Source organism: Streptomyces sp. NPDC006463 (assembly GCF_042870715.1).
GTDB lineage: Bacteria > Actinomycetota > Actinomycetes > Streptomycetales > Streptomycetaceae > Streptomyces.
Map to the genome: position 1 here is coordinate 269,386 of NZ_JBIAHP010000009.1, position 17,176 is coordinate 286,561.

The 17,176-nt window shown below is 72.0% G+C and carries 15 protein-coding genes and 2 pseudogenes; 10 read left to right on the forward strand and 7 right to left on the reverse strand.

Going from position 1 to position 17,176, the window contains the following annotated elements:
• The first annotated feature begins 29 nt into the window (after window positions 1-29).
• Window positions 30-386, forward strand: coding sequence for a cytidine deaminase (locus ACFYOB_RS18715; RefSeq protein ID WP_388560932.1), 357 nt, complete (start codon window positions 30-32; stop codon window positions 384-386).
• A 121-nt stretch (window positions 387-507) separates the two neighbouring features.
• Here the strand turns inward: ACFYOB_RS18715 and ACFYOB_RS18720 are convergent.
• Window positions 508-650 (reverse strand): annotated as a pseudogene (locus tag ACFYOB_RS18720) (SAM-dependent methyltransferase); the annotation flags it as partial.
• Window positions 651-756: 106 nt separating this feature from the next.
• Window positions 757-2,067 carry an MFS transporter gene (locus tag ACFYOB_RS18725; RefSeq protein ID WP_388560933.1) on the reverse strand — a complete coding sequence of 437 codons (1,311 nt, stop codon included), beginning with the start codon at window positions 2,065-2,067 and terminating at the stop codon, window positions 757-759.
• A gap of 71 nt (window positions 2,068-2,138) precedes the next feature.
• On the opposite strand from ACFYOB_RS18725, the gene ACFYOB_RS18730 reads away from it, so the two are divergent.
• From ACFYOB_RS18730 to era, 4 genes and pseudogenes are all read left to right on the forward strand, one after another.
• A complete protein-coding gene (locus ACFYOB_RS18730) occupies window positions 2,139-3,176 on the forward strand; it encodes a GlxA family transcriptional regulator (RefSeq protein WP_388560934.1) in 1,038 nt (345 codons plus the stop codon).
• A 114-nt stretch (window positions 3,177-3,290) separates the two neighbouring features.
• Window positions 3,291-4,601: a beta-xylosidase gene (locus ACFYOB_RS18735; protein WP_388560935.1), complete on the forward strand. Its 1,311-nt coding sequence runs from the start codon at window positions 3,291-3,293 to the stop codon at window positions 4,599-4,601.
• Window positions 4,602-4,723: 122 nt separating this feature from the next.
• Window positions 4,724-5,035, forward strand: a pseudogene (locus ACFYOB_RS18740) (WxL protein peptidoglycan domain-containing protein); the annotation flags it as partial.
• Between the two features lie 501 nt (window positions 5,036-5,536).
• A complete protein-coding gene (gene era, locus ACFYOB_RS18745; protein ID WP_388561000.1) occupies window positions 5,537-6,487 on the forward strand; it encodes a GTPase Era in 951 nt (316 codons plus the stop codon).
• A gap of 22 nt (window positions 6,488-6,509) precedes the next feature.
• On the opposite strand, the gene ACFYOB_RS18750 is transcribed toward era, so the two are convergent.
• The 4 genes from ACFYOB_RS18750 to ACFYOB_RS18765 all read right to left on the reverse strand — a co-directional run bounded on the left by ACFYOB_RS18750 (window position 6,510) and on the right by ACFYOB_RS18765 (window position 9,478).
• Entirely contained in the window at window positions 6,510-7,154 is a 645-nt protein-coding gene (locus ACFYOB_RS18750; RefSeq protein ID WP_388560936.1) for a class I SAM-dependent methyltransferase, read from the reverse strand.
• Window positions 7,155-7,275: 121 nt separating this feature from the next.
• Window positions 7,276-8,094: a GNAT family N-acetyltransferase gene (locus tag ACFYOB_RS18755; protein ID WP_388560937.1), complete on the reverse strand. Its 819-nt coding sequence runs from the start codon at window positions 8,092-8,094 to the stop codon at window positions 7,276-7,278.
• 27 nt (window positions 8,095-8,121) lie between these two features.
• Entirely contained in the window at window positions 8,122-8,391 is a 270-nt protein-coding gene (locus ACFYOB_RS18760; protein WP_388560938.1) for a protealysin inhibitor emfourin, read from the reverse strand.
• Between the two features lie 10 nt (window positions 8,392-8,401).
• A complete protein-coding gene (locus tag ACFYOB_RS18765) occupies window positions 8,402-9,478 on the reverse strand; it encodes a M4 family metallopeptidase (protein WP_388560939.1) in 1,077 nt (358 codons plus the stop codon).
• A gap of 365 nt (window positions 9,479-9,843) precedes the next feature.
• Here ACFYOB_RS18765 and leuA point away from each other — a divergent pair, with 365 nt between their 5' ends.
• A complete protein-coding gene (gene leuA, locus ACFYOB_RS18770) occupies window positions 9,844-11,607 on the forward strand; it encodes a 2-isopropylmalate synthase (protein WP_388560940.1) in 1,764 nt (587 codons plus the stop codon).
• Window positions 11,608-11,671: 64 nt separating this feature from the next.
• Here the strand turns inward: leuA and ACFYOB_RS18775 are convergent, their stop codons facing one another.
• Entirely contained in the window at window positions 11,672-12,430 is a 759-nt protein-coding gene (locus tag ACFYOB_RS18775; protein WP_388560941.1) for an SDR family NAD(P)-dependent oxidoreductase, read from the reverse strand.
• 186 nt (window positions 12,431-12,616) lie between these two features.
• On the opposite strand from ACFYOB_RS18775, the gene ACFYOB_RS18780 reads away from it, so the two are divergent.
• From ACFYOB_RS18780 to ACFYOB_RS18795, 4 genes are all read left to right on the forward strand, one after another.
• Complete coding sequence (locus ACFYOB_RS18780; RefSeq protein WP_388560942.1) at window positions 12,617-13,312, forward strand: TerB family tellurite resistance protein; 696 nt, start codon at window positions 12,617-12,619, stop codon at window positions 13,310-13,312.
• Between the two features lie 624 nt (window positions 13,313-13,936).
• On the forward strand, window positions 13,937-15,463 hold the full coding sequence (locus tag ACFYOB_RS18785; RefSeq protein WP_388560943.1) for a nucleobase:cation symporter-2 family protein: 1,527 nt from the start codon (window positions 13,937-13,939) through the stop codon (window positions 15,461-15,463).
• A gap of 112 nt (window positions 15,464-15,575) precedes the next feature.
• Window positions 15,576-16,322 (forward strand): DNA repair protein RecO, encoded by a 747-nt coding sequence (recO, locus tag ACFYOB_RS18790; protein ID WP_030757462.1) that lies wholly within the window; start codon window positions 15,576-15,578, stop codon window positions 16,320-16,322.
• An 11-nt stretch (window positions 16,323-16,333) separates the two neighbouring features.
• Window positions 16,334-17,155 carry an isoprenyl transferase gene (locus ACFYOB_RS18795; protein ID WP_388560944.1) on the forward strand — a complete coding sequence of 274 codons (822 nt, stop codon included), beginning with the start codon at window positions 16,334-16,336 and terminating at the stop codon, window positions 17,153-17,155.
• Window positions 17,156-17,176: the final 21 nt, after the last annotated feature.

Sequence of the window (17,176 nt, forward strand, 5' to 3'; positions counted from 1 at the left end):
CCGCCGGGACGCTCCCTATGCTTTCGACCATGACCGACAGCACCGGGATCGACCCCGAGGACAGCAAGATCATCACGCTGGCGCGCAGCGCCCGGGCCCGCAACGGCGTGGCCGAGGGGGCGGCGGTGCGGGACGAGACGGGCCGCACCTACGTCGCCGGGACGGTGGAGCTCGACTCCCTGAAGCTGAGCGCGCTGCAGACCGCGGTCGCGATGGCGGTGGCGAGCGGGGCCGAGTCCTTGGAGGCCGCGGCCGTGGTCAGCTCGGCGGAGTCCGTGGCCGACGCCGACCGCGCCGCCGTACGCGACCTCGGCGGCCCGGCCACCCCGGTCCTCCTGGCCGCCCCGGACGGCACGCTCAAGTCCGCCACCCTGGCAGGCAGCTGACCCGGAAGCCGCGCGGGCCGTCGTCCCGGGCCGCGGACCGGCCTTCGTACCGGCCTTCGTGCCGGCCTGCGGACCGGCCTTCGTGCCGGCCCGCGGACCGGCCTTCGGACCCGCCCTCCTGTCAGCCTTCGCGCCAGACCAGCGTGTAGCGCCAGAACAGCCTCCGGCGCAGCCGCGCGCCCGGCAGCACGGCCTCGGCCTCGCGGGCGCCGGCCCGGACCCCATGTCCGCCGGGCGCGTCGGGGCGGGCGGTTCCCGCGCCCGGGCGACGATCGGCCAGGAGCCTGGCCGGGCCGCCGCTGCCCGCGCCGACGTCCAGCGGCGGCGTTGAACCTGCCGATCGCCTCGGAGGCGCGCTGCGCCAGTGGATTCACACGGTGAGTGGATCATTCGCGCGGCGGCGGATCACCATCGCCATCAGCGCGGCCATCGCGCACAGCGCGCCCGAGGCGTACCAGACGACGTCGTACGAGCCGAAGACGTCCCGCGCCAGGCCGCCCAGGAAGGCCACGACCGCCGCACCCACCTGGTGCGAAGCCAGCACCCAGCCGAAGACGATCGCGCTGTCGTCCCCGTACTGCTCACGGCACAGGGCGATGGTCGGCGGGACGGTCGCGACCCAGTCCAGACCGTAGAAGACGATGAAGAAGACCATCGGCGGGTGGACCGACGGGGCCAGCAGCATCGGCAGGAAGAGCAGTGAGACCCCGCGCAGCGCGTAGTAGACGGCCAGGAGCCGGCGCGCCTCGAAGCGGTCCGTGAACCAGCCGGACGCCACCGTGCCGACCACGTCGAACACGCCGATGACCGCCAGCAGTCCGGCCGCCGCCGTCACCGGCATGCCGTGGTCGTGGGCCGCCGGCACGAAGTGGGTCCTGACCAGGCCGTTCGTGGAGGCACCGCAGATCGCGAAGGTGCCCGCGAGCAGCCAGAAGGGGCCGGTCCGGGCCGCCTTGAACAGGACGGTGACCGCCCGGCGCGCGGCTCCCGGCGCGGGGGCGGGCTTCTGCGCGTACGTGCCCCCGTACGGAGCCAGGTCCACGTCCGCCGGGTGGTCGCGCAGCAGCAGCCACACGAACGGGACCACGCACAGGGCGGTGAGGGAGACGGTCACCGCCGCCGGGCGCCAGCCGTGGTGCTCCACCAGCCAGGACAGCAGCGGCAGGAAGACCAGCTGACCGGAGGCCCCGGCCGCCGTCAGGATCCCGGTGACCAGGCCGCGCCGCGCCGTGAACCACCGGTTGGTCACCGTCGCCGCGAAGGCCAGGGCCATCGAGCCGCTGCCCAGACCCACCAGCACGCCCCAGAACAGCACCAGTTGCCAGGACGCGGTCATCCACACGGTGGCGGCCGAGCCGCCCGCGATGACCGTCAGCGCGCACGCGACGACCTTGCGGATGCCGAAACGGTCCATCAGGGCGGCCGCGAACGGCGCGGTCAGCCCGTACAGCGCCATGTTCACGGAGACGGCGAGGCCGATCGTGCCGCGCGACCAGTCGAACTCCTCGTGCAGCGGCTCGATGAGCAGTCCGGGGAGGGAGGCGAAGCCTGCGGCGCCGATGATCGTCACGAAGGAGACGGCCGCGACGAACCAGGCGCGGTGGATGCGTCCGGGCTGCCGCGGGGCCTGCCGGGGGACCGCGGAGGCGGAGGTCGTGGAGGTGGGGGCTGTCTGCGTCACGCCGACAGCTTCCGGCCCGCCGGACCCTTGACGACAGTGGCCTGGCTGTCATGCTTCGATATGATCGGGCCATGGAGCCGCAACCCCGGACCCACCGCGTGGTCGTCCTCGCACTCGCCGGGCTGCTGCCCTTCGAGCTCGGCATCCCGCACAGGATCTTCGGGCGTGCCAAGGATCCGGCCGGGCGGCCGCTCTACGAGATCCTGACCTGCGGGCTCGCCCCCGGACCGGTGCGCACGGACGCCGACTTCGCGATCCACGTCGAGCACGGCCCGGAGCTGCTGGCCACCGCCGACACCGTGGTGGTGCCGGCCTCCTACGAGCTGGGGCCGGTCCACGAGCACGGCCGGCTGACCGGTGAACTCGCCGCGGCCCTCGCGTACATCCGGCCCGGCACACGGCTCGTCTCCATCTGCACCGGCGGTTACGTCCTGGCCGCCGCGGGGTACCTGGACGGCCGCCGGGCCACCACCCACTGGGCCTCCGCCGACCACTTCCAGCGGCTCTTCCCGGCGGTCCGGGTCGACCCGGGGGTGCTCTACACCGACGACGGGGACGTGCTGACCTCCGCCGGCGTCGCCGCCGGGATCGACCTGTGCCTGTACATCGTGCGCCGTGACCACGGCGCGGCCGTCGCGAACGACGTGGCCCGGCGGACCGTCGTACCGCCCCACCGGGACGGCGGGCAGGCGCAGTTCATCGAGCGCCCGGTGCCACAGCCGCAGCTGGCCAGCACCACGGCGGCCCGCGCGTGGGTGATGGACCGGCTGCACGAACCGCTGCGCCTCACCGACCTGGCCCGGAAGGAGGCCATGTCCGTACGGACCTTCACGCGCCGCTTCCGGGAGGAGTCGGGAGTCAGCCCGGGCCAGTGGATCGTGGGGCAGCGGGTGGAGCGGGCCCGGCGGCTGCTGGAGGAGACGGAGCTGCCGATGGAGAAGGTGGCGCGAGAGGCGGGCTTCGGGACGGCGCAGTCGCTGCGCAAGCACGTGCAGGCGGCGCTGGGGGTGAGCCCGACGGCCTACCGGCGCACCTTCCGCGCGACCGCCGGCACCAGCACGCCGCCATCTCCTGATGGGCCATCAGTTGATGCCGGGTCCGTGCATTGACTTCTCCCGCCGCCCGCTCGTGAATGGCCCCCTGTCGGGGCGACGGAACGCAGGGGGCGGGCAGTGCGAACAGGCGCGCGCAGCAGGAGCAGGAGATGGTCGGCAGCCGTCGGCATGGCCGCGCTCGCGGCAGTGGCCGGGGGAGCGCTGGGCGCACCCGCCGCCGCCGTCGACGAAACGCCCCCGGGCCAGGTCCCGGGCCAGGTGGACTTCCCGACCCACTGCCTCCCGCCCCAGGAAGCCGGACTCCCGCCCGCCGACGGGCAGACCACCGCCCGGATCACCGTCGACAACCCGGATCCACAGGTCGGCGACACCGTCACCGTGACCTACCAGGTGATCGCCACCCCGGCCGTGGCGGCCCTGGACCGGAGCCCGGCCGGCGGCGAACTCCCCGCCGACGCGCCGACCCCCACGGGCCGGATCCTGCTGGCGGGCGCCCAGAGCGGCGAGGTCACCGTCGTCGGCGGCCGGCGCGGTGCGCCCGCCGAGCCCGGGGCCGCCCCGCCCGCCCTCACCATGGCCGGCACCTTCACCGTTACCGCGCCCGGCGAGATCACCCTGGCCCCCGGCGGCTACACCCTGCACACCAGCCACCCGGTGGGCCTCGACACCGTGTGCACTGCCGCCGCGGCTCCCGTCTCCGTACGCCTCACCGCGACCCCGCTGCCCACGGCCAACCTGCGCAGCGTCTTCCTCGCCGCGCCCGCCGGCGCTCCGGGAGCCGGGCTCAAGGTCACCGCCGCCGGATTCACCCCGGGTGCGACCGTGACGGTGGCCGGGCGCGCGGGCGCCGCCGAGACCGCCGACCGGGCCGTCGCCACCGCCGACGAGCTCGGGGTGGCCCTGGCCGAGCTGTCGGTCACCGACAAGGCCACCACCGCCGTCGTCGCCTACGAGGGCACGGCCTGGTCCGCGCGCCTGGGCTCGGGCCCGGCCGCGTACACCGTCATCGAGGTCACCCCGCCGCCGCCCGGCACCCAGAAGATCACCGCCACCGTCGAGCCCGGCGCCCTCGGCATGACCCAGGCGGGCGAGGCCATCACCCTGGGCGCGGTGCGCTACGGCGACGGCGGCGGCGCCCCCGGCCGGATCGGCACCGTCACCGTCAAGGACGCCCGCGGCGGCCCGGCCGGCTGGTCCCTGATCGGCAAGGTCACCGACTTCACCGGACCCGGCGGTCTGCGCATACCGGGCGGCTCCCTCTCCTGGACCCCGAAGTGCGCCGCCGCGGCGGGCAGCCCCAGCCCGTGCACCGCGGGCAGCGCGGGCACGGTCGGCCCGGACGGCGCGGTCCTGGCCTCCACGCCCGACGGCCCCCTGGTCGGCGGCACCTTCACGGTCGACGCCACGGTCACCCTCCAGGTGCCCCCGTACACCCCGCCGGGCGCGTACACGGCGGTCCTGACGCTGACCCTGTCGTGACGACGGGCCGGGTGCCGTCGTGCGGGGCCGCCCCCGCCGCCGTGCTCACCGCACTGCTCGCCGCGGGGCTGCTGCTCGGGCCCGCCGGGACGGCTGCGGGCGCCGACAACGGCCAGTGGTCCGTGCTGCCCGCCGCCAACGCCGTCGGTCAGCGGCCCTACTTCTACCTCGCGGCCGCACCCGGCCGGTCGGCCGCCGACACCGTCACCGTCACGAACCGCTCCGACCGGCCCCGTGCCTTCCGGCTCTATGCCGCCGACGCCTACAACACCGCCCGGGACGGCGGCTTCGCGCTCCGCGGCCCCGACGAACCGCGCCTGGCCACGGCCGCCTGGGTGACGCTCGACCGGGAGCGGGTCACCGTACCGGCCGGGGGGTCCGTCAGCGTCGCCTTCACGCTCGCCGTCCCCGAACGGGCCCAGCCGGGCGACCACCCCGGCGCCATCGTGGCCCTGGAGGACCGGCCCGCCGCCACCACGGCCCGGGGGATCGGCGTGCAGCAGGCCGTCGCAGCCCGCCTGTACCTGCGCGTGACCGGCCCCACTGCCCCGGCCCTCGCCGTACGGGACGTCTCCGTCCGGCGGCACGGCGCCGGCGCGGAGGTCTCGTACACGCTCCACAACCTCGGCAACGTCACACTGCGCCCCCGGGCCGCCCTCACCGCCACCGGGGCCCTCGGCCGGCCCCTGCTCGCCCGCGGCCTCACCGGGCTGCCCGGCGAACTGCTGCCCGGTCAGGAAGTCCGGCTCAGCGCCCCCTGGGACGGTCCGCCCGCCGCGGAATGGGCCGACCTGACGGTACGGGCCACAGCCGACGGAACCACAGCTCAGGGCCGTACCGCCTACGCCTCCCACCCCCGTCTCGGCACCCTCCTGGCGGCCGCCGGCGCCCTCGCGGCCATGGGCTGGTCGGCGCTGGGAGCGGCATCGGGGAGAATGGCCCGTATGAGCGATCGTTCCCCCGAGTCCACCGCCCCGCACCGTGCGGGCTTCGCCTGCTTCGTCGGCCGCCCCAACGCGGGGAAGTCGACCCTCACCAACGCACTCGTGGGCACCAAGGTCGCGATCACCTCCAACCGGCCGCAGACCACCCGCCACACCGTCCGCGGCATCGTGCACCGCCCCGACGCCCAGCTCGTCCTGGTCGACACGCCCGGCCTGCACAAGCCGCGCACCCTGCTCGGCGAGCGCCTCAACGACGTCGTGCGGTCCACCTGGGCCGAGGTCGACGTCATCGGGTTCTGCCTGCCGGCCGACCAGAAGCTCGGCCCCGGCGACAAGTTCATCGCGAAGGAACTCGCGGGGATCAAGAAGACCCCCAAGATCGCCATCGTGACCAAGACCGACCTGGTCGAGTCCAAGCAGCTGGCCGAGCAGCTCCTCGCCATCAACCAGCTCGCCGAGGAGCTCGGCTTCGAGTGGGCCGAGATCGTCCCCGTCTCGGCCGTCGGCGACAGCCAGGTCCAGCTGCTGGCCGACCTGATCGCGCCGATGCTGCCGGAGAGCCCGCCGCTGTACCCGGAGGGCGACCTCACCGACGAGCCCGAGATGGTCATGGTCGCGGAGCTGATCCGCGAGGCCGCACTGGAAGGCGTCCGGGACGAGCTCCCGCACTCCATCGCCGTGGTCGTCGAGGAGATGATCCCGCGCGAGAACCGCCCCGCCGACCGGCCGCTGCTCGACATCCACGCCAACGTGTACATCGAGCGGCCCAGCCAGAAGGGCATCATCATCGGCCCGAAGGGCGCCCGGCTGAAGGAGGTCGGGATGAAGTCGCGCAAGCACATCGAGGCGCTGCTCGGGACCCCGGTCTTCCTCGACCTCCACGTGAAGGTCGCCAAGGACTGGCAGCGGGACCCCAAGCAGCTGCGCAAGCTCGGCTTCTGACCCTCTCGACGCGCCCGGACTCCTAGCGCAGCCGCCTCACCTTCAGCGCGTTGTCCGGGCGGGTCCCGGGACGGCCGTCGGGTGCGGTCAGCTCCTGCACGTGTTCCGCCGCGAGCAGGACCTCCCAGTCGCCCTCGGGCAGTTCCAGCTGCGCCAGGACCTCGTCCGGGGTCGGGAAGCCCATCTCCGCGTGCTTGTCCGGGTCCCACGAGGGTCCGCCCGCGTGGCCCGCGATCAGAAGGATCCCGCCGGGGGCCACTGCCGCGGCGGCCGTCCGCAGGATCCGCTCGCGGGGGAAGTCCCCGTATGAATGCAGGAAGCACGCGGAGACCAGGTCGAACTCCCCGGCGGGGAAGGACTCGCCGAGGTCGTGCCGCTGCCACTCGACGCCGCCGGTGAGCTCCGCCTCGTCGGCGTGCCGGGCGGCCCGTTCCAGGGCCACCCCGGAGATGTCGGTCCCGGTGACGTGCCAGCCCTGCCGGGCCAGCCACACCGCGTCGGCGCCCTCGCCGCAGCCGAGGTCCAGGGCCCGGCCGGGGGTGAGGTCCGCGACCTCGCGGACCAGGACGGCATTGGCCCGGCCGCTCCAGATGCGGTCGCTCTCGCTGTAACGGGCGTCCCAGAACTCCTCGCCCGCGGCGTGATCCTGGTGCTGGTGGTGGGACATGGTGGCCTCTTCCTGTACGGGTCTGCCGGTACGGCCGATGCTGCGCCGGTACCGCCCGGGCGGGCAAATACCGTTGCCGTTCCGGCAAAACCGGTCACCGGCAAGACCCGTCAGGCCTGCCTCAGGCCGGGGGCTCGGCGATCAGGGCCGTCGCCACGCGGCGGAATCCGATGCGGCCGTAGACACGGGCCACGTCCTCGTCCCCGGCGGAGAGGAAGACCGTACGGGCGCCCCGCTCCAGCGCCTGTGCGACCAGGGCCGCCGTGACCCCGAGGGCCAGGCCCTGCCGGCGGGCCGACGGGAGGCAGCCGACGCCCACCACCTCGGCGACGTCCCCGACCGGGTTGTACTGGCCGGAGCACAGGACCACGCCGTCCCGCACGGCCGCCGCCATGCCGGTACGGCCCGACGCGAGCATCTCCGACACCCGCGCCCGGCGCGCCCCCGCGTCGGGACCGGCCATCGCCGCCGCCAGTTCCGCGGGGCCCGCCTCGCCTATCGCCGTACCCGGAGCGGCGAAGGCCAGGGTCGGGACCGTCACCGCCGCCGTCAGCAGCGGGTCGTCGGCTCCGAGGAGGCGGACCTCCGGATGCGCGGGGACCGGTACGGCGGACGGGTCGAGGACCATGAGCGGGTGTGCATGGACATGCAGCCCCGCCGCCTCCACCGCGGCCCGCAGCGAGGGGCTGGTTTCGGCCACCCACTCGAAGGCCTCGGGTACCTTCAGCTCCCGCTGCCGGGCCAGTACCCGCTCCACGGCCGCCGCGGTCGCCTCGGGGCCGCCGAGCGCGGGCCGCGCGTAGTACGGCCAGCCGCCGCCCTCCTGGACGAACAGGGTCAGCGGCCCGAAGTCCTCGGCCCGCGCCCCGCCCACCCGCGGCACCGTGTCGTAGTACCGCTCCAGCTCGGACAGCAGCGAATCGATCATGTGGTCGGTCATCCGGCCATCCAAGCAAAGCGGCAGTTCTCAGGCACCTTCTTTCAGGACGCGCGTGATCAGTGCCCGTTGCGCGTCGGACAGGTTCGGCTCCTGGCAGGACACCGTCCGCCCGTCCACAGTGATCCGGTACGAGAAGCCGTCCCGGATCCGGCCCGCCGCGTGCCCCGGCGGACCGGGCCGCAGCGCGAGCTGGGCCAGCGCCCGCCACTCGGCCTCGTCCTCCAGTCCCGAGGTGTCCACCTCGACCCGGCGCTCGATGCCCGCGAAACCGCCCGTCCGTACCACTTGAATCCGCATGCGTGGCCTTCTACCCCGCCAGCGGGACGCCCACCGCCGACCACGCCTTCTGGAGCGCCTGGTGTTCCGCGCCCCCGCTCCCGTACCGGGCGACGGCCGCGGCGGTCGACAGCCGGGCGAAGTCCGCGAAGTCCGCGTCGGAGGCCAGCTGTCCGCCCGTGAGGGTGTCGTACCAGATCTGGCCGGCCCGCTCCCAGGCCTTGCCGCCCAGCTCGGTCGCCACGATGTAGAAGGCGTGGTTGGGGATGCCGGAGTTGATGTGGACCCCGCCGTTGTCGCGCGAGGTGGTCACGTAGTCGTCCATCGTCGCCGGCTGCGGGTCCTTGCCGAGCTCGTCGTCGTCGTACGCCGTCCCCGGTGCCTTCATCGACCGCAGCGCGACCCCGGTGACGTTCGGTCCCAGCAGCCCGGCTCCGATCAGCCAGTCGGCCTGGTCGGCGGTCTGCTCCAGGGAGTACTGCTTGATCAGCGAGCCGAAGACGTCCGACATCGATTCGTTCAGGGCGCCCGACTGCTGGTGGTACTCCAGGTTCGCCGAGTACTGCGTGACCCCGTGGGTCAGCTCGTGCCCGATGACGTCCACCGACACCGTGAAGTCGAGGAAGAGGTCCCCGTCCCCGTCGCCGAAGACCATCTGCTGCCCGTCCCAGAAGGCGTTGTTGTAGTCCTCGTCGTAGTGGACGGTCGCGTCCAGCGGCAGCCCGGCGTCGTCGATCGAGCGCCGTCCGAAGCCTTTCAGGAACAGTTCGAAGGTGGCCCCGAGCCCCGCGTACGCACGGTTGACGGTGGCGTCCTTGCCCGCCGGGTCGCCCTCCGCGCGCACCTTCCTCCCGGGCAGCCGGGTGCGGTGCTGGGCGTCGTAAATTGTCCGGTCCGGTTCGTCGGAGGCGGGCGTCCCGAGCGTGGGCACGATCCCGCGGACGGAGGTGACCCGGCGCCGGGTGCGCAGCATGGAGTCGCGTTCCAGCGTGCGCTGTGCGAGATCGGCGCGCCTTGAGTCGGCGGACCGGGCGGCCTTGTCGAGCAGGTGGGGCGGCACGACCGTGCAGAAGACGGGGTGGCGGTGGTGAGCGTGGGAGGCATCCATGCCCGGCAATGTGGCAGTGGGTTATCGTCGTGTCACTACCTGCGACCATGATTCATTCACTTGTCTGAAATCCGTGGCGCCTGATTGACGGATAGGCCCGACTCGCGGGGATGGAGAGAGACGTAACTCACATTAGGTACAAATCGGACAGGCGGGTCTTGCATACTGAAACAGGTCCTCGCTTTACGGCGCGGCTCGGCTAGGCTCGGCCCATCATGCGTATCGGGCTGCTTCTCCTTAGCTGCCGCGGCGAGGGTCTGTAGTCGTAGGCCGACCCCCTCCCCGCGGAGTTTGGTGTTGCGGTTTTGCGACCGTTGTCGGCCGTCCCAGCGAACTACACGCGGACACGCGAGGAGCCCAACGCCATGAGTCAGCACACTTTTGTCGGTCGCCCCACGCCCATCACCAACGCGACCCACACCCAGAAGCCCTCCGGGATGCCCATCCACAAGTACGGCCGGTACGAGCAGGTGGACATCTCCGACCGCACCTGGCCGGACGCCCGCGTCACCAAGGCTCCCCGCTGGCTGTCCACCGACCTGCGTGACGGCAACCAGTCGCTGATCGACCCGATGACCCCCGCCCGCAAGCGCGAGATGTTCGACCTGCTGGTGCGCATGGGCTACAAGGAGATCGAGGTCGGCTTCCCGTCCTCCGGTGAGACGGACTTCGCCTTCGTCCGCTCCATCATCGAAGAGGGCGCGATCCCGGACGACGTCACCATCTCCGTACTGACCCAGGCCCGCGAGGACCTGATCGAGCGGACCGTGGAGTCCCTGGTCGGCGCCAAGCGCGCCACCGTGCACCTGTACAACGCGACCGCCCCGACCTTCCGCCGGGTCGTCTTCCGCGGCTCCAAGGAGCAGATCAAGCAGATCGCCGTCGACGGCACCCGCCTGGTCATGGAGTACGCCGAGAAGCTGCTGGGCCCCGAGACCGTCTTCGGCTACCAGTACAGCCCGGAGATCTTCACGGACACCGAGCTGGACTTCGCCCTGGAGGTCTGCGAGGCCGTCTGTGACGTCTGGCAGCCGTCCGAGGGCCGCGAGATCATCCTGAACCTGCCCGCCACCGTGGAGCGCTCGACGCCGTCCACGCACGCGGACCGCTTCGAGTGGATGGCCCGCAACCTGACCCGCCGCGAGCACATCTGCATCTCCGTGCACCCGCACAACGACCGCGGCACCGCCGTCGCCGCCGCCGAGCTGGCCCTGATGGCCGGCGCCGACCGCATCGAGGGCTGCCTGTTCGGGCAGGGCGAGCGCACCGGCAACGTCGACCTGATCACCCTGGGCATGAACCTGTTCTCCCAGGGCATCGACCCGCAGATCGACTTCTCGCAGATCGACGAGATCCGTCGCACCAGCGAGTACTGCAACCAGATGCCGGTCCACCCGCGCCACCCCTACGCGGGCGACCTGGTCTACACCGCCTTCTCCGGCTCCCACCAGGACGCCATCAAGAAGGGCTTCGACGCCATGGAGGCCGACGCGGCCGCCGCCGGCAAGACCGTCGACGACATCGAGTGGGCCGTTCCGTACCTGCCCATCGACCCCAAGGACGTCGGCCGCTCCTACGAAGCCGTCATCCGGGTCAACTCGCAGTCCGGCAAGGGCGGCATCGCGTACGTCCTGAAGAACGACCACAAGCTGGACCTGCCGCGCCGCATGCAGATCGAGTTCTCGCGGATCATCCAGGCCAAGACCGACTCCGAGGGCGGCGAGGTCACCCCGAAGGCGATCTGGGACGTCTTCTCCGACGAGTACCTGCCCAACCCCGAAAACCCGTGGGGACGCATCCAGCTGCGTTCGGGCTCGACCGCCACCGACAAGGACGGCACGGACACGCTGACCGTCGAGGCGGTCGTGGACGGCGTCGAGACGGTCCTGACCGGCACCGGCAACGGCCCGATCTCGGCCTTCTTCGACGCGCTGGCCGGCATCGGCGTCGACGCCCGCCTGCTGGACTACACCGAGCACACCATGAGCGAGGGCGCCTCCGCCGTGGCCGCCTCGTACATCGAATGCGCGATCGACGGCCGCGTCCTGTGGGGCATCGGCATCGACGCCAACACCACCCGCGCCTCCCTGAAGGCGGTCATCTCCGCCGTCAACCGCGCGGGCCGCTGACCCGCTCGCACGCGAACCCCGTTCCTCCACCCGGAGGGGCGGGGTTCCGCCGTTTCACGGGGCCTCACCGGGCCAGGTAGCCGCCGTCCACCGGCAGGACCACGCCCGTCACGAACGAGGCCGCGTCGGAGGCCAGGAAGGCGATGACCCGGGCGACCTCCTCCGGCTCGCCGAGCCGTCCCATCGGGTGGGCCCCCGACATCTCCTCCAGGTACTCCGGCCCGCCCGGCTCGTCCTGCAGCGCCAGCACCCGCTCCGTACGGATGGTCCCCGGGGCCACCGCGTTGACCCGGATCCCGCGCGCCGCCCATTCCACCGCGAGGTGCTTGGTCAGCCCCGACGCCACGAACTTCGCCGGCCCGTACGCCGCCTGCCGGGCCTGCCCGGCCACCCCCGAGATCGAGGACACGCAGACCAGCGCCCCGCCGGGCCGCGGCTGCGCGATCATCGCCTCGATGGCGTACTTGCAGGTCAGGAACATCCCCCGGCCGTCGACGGCCATGACGTGGTCCCAGTCGTCAGGGCTGGTCTCCCGTACATCCGAAAGGGGGAGCACCCCGGCGTTCGCCACGGCGACGTCGAGGCGCCCGTAGGCCTCGACCGCGGCGGCGATCATCGCGCGGTTGGCCTCAGGATCGGCGACGTCACCGGCGACGGCGGTGACGGCGTGCCCCTCGTCGGCCAATTCCGCGCGCAGGGCCTCGACCCCGGGGCCGTTGACGTCGGCGGCGGTCACCAGGGCACCCGAGCGGGCCAGCAGCAGGGCGGTGGCCCGGCCGATCCCGCTCGCGGCACCGGTCACCAGGCAGGACTTCTGTTTCATGCCGCAGACCATAGGGGGCGCTCGCGGGGGGCGCAGATCGGCCAAGTCCGAGTCCCGCGCCATGTTGTCTTGTCACACGACTGACGCATCCTCACCGATGTGGCTAACATCACGCCAACCCGGCGACGTTGCCGGTGGGGCCCCGCCCGTGTCCGAGGGACCACGGGGGAGTTACGGAGGTGCGACGTGCTGCCAGTTCGGGGTGGGGACGGCCGGAAGCTGACGGTCTGGGGCATCCGTACCACCTGGAGCACCGTGGGCGACGGGGAATTCTTCTGCCCCGCCTGTGGTGGAGACCGCAACTACCGAAGGCGCACCGGGCGCCGCCGGTTCACCGTCGTCGGGGTGCCGCTGCTGCCGCGCGGCTCCGCCGGTCCCGTCGTCGAGTGCCAGGGCTGCCGCGAGCGCTTCGACGTCGACGTCCTGGACCACCTCACCACCACCCGCTTCACCGCGATGCTGCGCGACGCGGTGCACACCGTGGCGCTGGCCGTGCTCGCCGCGGGCGGGACGGCCTCGCGCAGCGCGCTGGAGGCGGCGGTGAGCGCCGTACGGGCCGCGGGCTTCCAGGACTGCGCGGAGGAGCAGCTGGAGTCCCTCGTGGAGGCACTGTCCACCGACCAGGGGCGGCTCGGGCTGTACGACGTCCCGGAATGCTGCGGGGCCGCGCTGTCGATAGAGCTCCACGAGGCTCTGGAGCCGCTGGCCCCGCACCTGGCCGGCCCGGGCCGAGAATCGATCCTGCTGCAGGGTGCCCGTATCGCGCTCGCGGACGGTCCGTACACGCCGGCGGAGCGCGAGGTGCTCTCCACCGTCGGCGCTGCGCTGCGCATCGACACGGACGAGGTGGTCCGGCTGCTGTCGGCGGTACGGGCGCCCTGAGCGCGTGCGAACGACCGGAGAGGCACTCCCCGGGGCCCGGCGGGCATCCGCCGGGCCCCGGCTTGTGTACGGGCCGTCTCGCCCCGTGTACGGGCGGGCTCGCCGAAACCGCCCGAAACGGCTCCGCCGGACGTAACGATCCGGCCTCGTGCGACTGGATTCGCACCCTCCGGGCGGGCATGCGGGCCGGGTGAAGTCCGCTCGGGACGCGGCGCGTCCCACCCCTTGGACGGCCGGAGCGGGGACTGCTGCTTTGCGGGCCCGAAGCGCACAACGGGCCGTGGGGTGGGGAGTTGGCGCGGAGCTTCGCAACTGCGCGGTGGTAATGCATGCGTTCGGGCGGCGTTCTGCATACTCCAGCGCCGAGGTCTCCACCACTGGAGAAACCAACAGATCGAAGATCGCTGGCCGTCAACAATTTGTAGACGTCGACGATATCTGTGAGGCCTCCCACAGGCGTTCAATTCCGGTCACACGACGAGACGACGCCTGTAACACAGCGGGGCTTCGATTCACGTGAACGCACTGACAACCCTGGCGGACAAACGGGTTAGCGACCCACTCCGGCCAGGGATAACCAGATCTCCTCTCACTTACCTCACCTCTTTGAAGGGCAAGGCAGAGATGGCACGTGTCGCCGCCCGGCTTTCCGTTGACGGAGAGCAGAGCACGCACCCGGTCGACGAGGTGCTCCCCCTCCCCAAGCTCGCGCTGTACGGCTTCCAGCACGTACTCGCCTTCTACGCCGGTGCGGTGATCGTTCCGATCATCGTGGGCAACGCGCTGAAGCTGAGCCCTGAGCAGCTGGTCTACCTGATCAACGCGGACCTGTTCACCTGCGGTATCGCCTCCATCATCCAGGCCTGGGGCATCGGCCGGATCGGCGCGCGGCTGCCGCTCATCCAGGGCGTGACCTTCACGGCCGTCTCCCCGATGATCGCCATCGGCCTCGGCGCGGGTGGCGGGACCGCCGCGCTGCTGGTCATCTACGGCGCGGTCATCACCGCCGGCATCGCGACCTTCGCCTTCGCGTGGCTGCCCGCCAAGGCGTTCCGGACGGTCATGCGGCTCTTCCCGCCGGTCGTCACGGGCACCGTGATCACCGTGCTGGGCATCGTCCTGATCCCGGTCGGCCTCAACGACGCGGCCGGCGGCCTCGGCAGCCCGGACTTCGGAGACCCGAAGAACTTCGCGTACGCCGGCGGCACGATGCTCTTCATCCTCGTCCTGATGAGGATCGGCAAGCCGTTCCTCTCCAGCATCTCCATCCTGCTCGGCCTGGTCGGCGGCACCGCGGTCGCGTTCCTCCTCGGCGACGCGAAGTTCGGCGACGTCGGCAACTCCGCCTGGATCGGGGTCACCACCCCCTTCCACTTCGGCGTCCCGAAGTTCGAGTGGTTCCCGATCGTCCTCATGCTGATCGTCATGCTGATCACGATGGTCGAGACGACGGGTGACACGTACGCGGTTGGCGACATCGTGGGCAAGGAGGTCGACAGCGAGACCGTGGCCCGCGCCCTGCGTGCCGACGGTGCGGCGACCGCCCTCGGTGGTGTCCTGAACTCGTTCCCGTACGTGGCCTTCGCCGAGAACGTCGGCCTGGTGCGGATGACGAAGGTCAAGAGCCGGTTCGTGGTGGTCGCCGCAGGCGTCTTCATGATCATCCTGGGTCTGCTGCCCAAGGCCGCGGCGATCGTCGCCGCCGTCCCGCACGGGGTCCTCGGCGGCGCCGCGACCGTGATGTTCGGCATGGTCGCCCTGGCCGGTATCCAGACCCTGGGCAAGGTGGAGCTCAAGGAGGAGAAGAACGCGCTGATCGTGGGCGTCTCCCTCGCCTTCGCCCTGCTCCCCGCGACCGTGCCCGTGTTCTTCACCAAGCACATGAACGCAGACCTGTCCTCGCTGCTCAACAGCGGTGTCACCCTCGGTGCCACGGCCGCCATCGTCCTCAACCTGATCTTCAACGGGCTGGCGAAGGCCGACGCCCCGGCTGTCCCGGCTGCCCCTGAGGCCGCCGACGCCGCCGAAGCTCCGGCCGAGGCGGAGGAGTCCGTCGCGGCCGAGCCGGTCTCCGCGGCGGTGCCCGCCCAGGCCGCCGCCGCCCCGGCCGGGGCGGAGAAGGCCGACGACGCGGGAACGCCGGCCCCCTGACCCTCCCAAGGGGTGATGGCCCCTCGCCCGGACTTCCCCCCGTCCGGACGAGGGGCCGTCGCCGTCCCGGAGGTGTCCCCGTACGGCCCCCCGTACAGGCGACAATGGGCGCATGAGTCTGTTCCGCGACGACGGCATCGTGCTGCGCACCCAGAAGCTGGGTGAGGCGGACCGCATCATCACGCTGCTGACCCGAGGCCACGGCCGGGTCAGGGCCGTCGCCCGCGGGGTGCGGCGTACGAAGTCCAAATTCGGTGCCCGGCTGGAACCTTTCTCCCACGCCGACGTGCAGTTCTTCGCCCGCGGCAGCGAGCTGATCGGCCGCAGCCTGCCGCTCTGCACCCAGACCGAGATCATCGCCCCCTACGGCAACGGCATCGTCACCGACTACGCCCGCTACACCGCAGGCACCGCCATGCTGGAGACCGCCGAGCGCTTCACCGAGAACGAGGGCGAGCCCGCCGTACAGCAGTACCTGCTGCTCGTCGGCGCCCTGCGCACGCTCTCGCGGGGCGAACACGAACCGCACCTCATCCTCGACGCCTTCCTGCTGCGTTCCCTCGCCGTCAACGGCTACGCGCCCAGCTTCGAGGACTGCGCGAAGTGCGGGATCCACGGTCCCAACCGGCATTTCTCCGTCGCCGCGGGCGGGGTGATATGCGGGGACTGCCGTGTGCCCGGCAGCGTCGTACCCTCGTCGGAGGCCATCGCCCTCCTCAGCGCGCTGCTGACGGGCGACTGGGGGCATGCCGACGCGTGCGAGGCGCGTCACGTGCGGGAGGGCAGCGGGCTGGTCTCGGCCTATTTGCACTGGCATCTGGAGCGCGGGCTACGCTCCCTGCGATACGTCGAGAAATAGGAGCTGGGCACATGGCACGACGCGGGATTCTGGGACGCTCTCGCCGCGAGTACAAGGTTCCCGAGCCGCACCCGTCCGGTGAGCGCCCGCCGAAGATCCCCGGTGAGCTGGTCCCGAACCACGTCGCGGTCGTCATGGACGGCAACGGCCGCTGGGCCAAGGAGCGCGGCCTGCCGCGCACCGAGGGCCACAAGGTCGGCGAGGGCGTCGTCCTGGACGTGCTCAAGGGCTGCCTGGAGATGGGCGTCAAGAACCTCTCCCTGTACGCCTTCTCGACGGAGAACTGGAAGCGCTCGCCCGACGAGGTCCGCTTCCTCATGAACTTCAACCGCGACGTCATCCGGCGCCGCCGCGACGAGATGAACGAGCTGGGCATCCGCATCCGCTGGGTCGGCCGCATGCCGAAGATGTGGAAGTCGGTCGTCCAGGAGCTCCAGGTCGCGCAGGAGCAGACCGTCGACAACGACGCGATGACCCTGTACTTCTGCGTGAACTACGGCGGCCGCGCGGAGATCGCGGACGCGGCGCAGGCCATCGCCCGCGACGTGGCGGCCGGCAGGCTGGACCCGTCGAAGGTCAACGAGAAGACCTTCGCGAAGTACATGTACTACCCGGACATGCCGGACGTGGACCTGTTCCTGCGCCCGAGCGGCGAGCAGCGCACCTCCAACTACCTGATCTGGCAGAGCGCGTACGCCGAGATGGTCTTCCAGGACGTGCTGTGGCCGGACTTCGACCGGCGCAACCTGTGGGCGGCCTGCCTGGAGTACGCCCAGCGCGACCGCCGCTTCGGCGGGGCCGTCCCGAACCAGCCGGAATCTCCGACCGGCTGAGCCCGGCCGACCGCTAGGCTC

Bases quoted from the DNA above. Each gene is read 5' to 3' on its own strand.
- ACFYOB_RS18715 (WP_388560932.1), top strand. From the start codon at position 30: ATGACCGACAGCACCGGGATCGACCCCGAGGACAGCAAGATCATCACG.
- ACFYOB_RS18730 (WP_388560934.1), top strand. From the start codon at position 2,139: ATGGAGCCGCAACCCCGGACCCACCGCGTGGTCGTCCTCGCACTCGCC.
- ACFYOB_RS18735 (WP_388560935.1), top strand. From the start codon at position 3,291: ATGGCCGCGCTCGCGGCAGTGGCCGGGGGAGCGCTGGGCGCACCCGCC.
- era (WP_388561000.1), top strand. From the start codon at position 5,537: ATGGCCCGTATGAGCGATCGTTCCCCCGAGTCCACCGCCCCGCACCGT.
- ACFYOB_RS18750 (WP_388560936.1), bottom strand. From the start codon at position 7,154: ATGTCCCACCACCAGCACCAGGATCACGCCGCGGGCGAGGAGTTCTGG.
- ACFYOB_RS18755 (WP_388560937.1), bottom strand. From the start codon at position 8,094: ATGACCGACCACATGATCGATTCGCTGCTGTCCGAGCTGGAGCGGTAC.
- ACFYOB_RS18760 (WP_388560938.1), bottom strand. From the start codon at position 8,391: ATGCGGATTCAAGTGGTACGGACGGGCGGTTTCGCGGGCATCGAGCGC.
- ACFYOB_RS18765 (WP_388560939.1), bottom strand. From the start codon at position 9,478: ATGGATGCCTCCCACGCTCACCACCGCCACCCCGTCTTCTGCACGGTC.
- leuA (WP_388560940.1), top strand. From the start codon at position 9,844: ATGAGTCAGCACACTTTTGTCGGTCGCCCCACGCCCATCACCAACGCG.
- ACFYOB_RS18775 (WP_388560941.1), bottom strand. From the start codon at position 12,430: ATGAAACAGAAGTCCTGCCTGGTGACCGGTGCCGCGAGCGGGATCGGC.
- ACFYOB_RS18785 (WP_388560943.1), top strand. From the start codon at position 13,937: ATGGCACGTGTCGCCGCCCGGCTTTCCGTTGACGGAGAGCAGAGCACG.
- recO (WP_030757462.1), top strand. From the start codon at position 15,576: ATGAGTCTGTTCCGCGACGACGGCATCGTGCTGCGCACCCAGAAGCTG.
- ACFYOB_RS18795 (WP_388560944.1), top strand. From the start codon at position 16,334: ATGGCACGACGCGGGATTCTGGGACGCTCTCGCCGCGAGTACAAGGTT.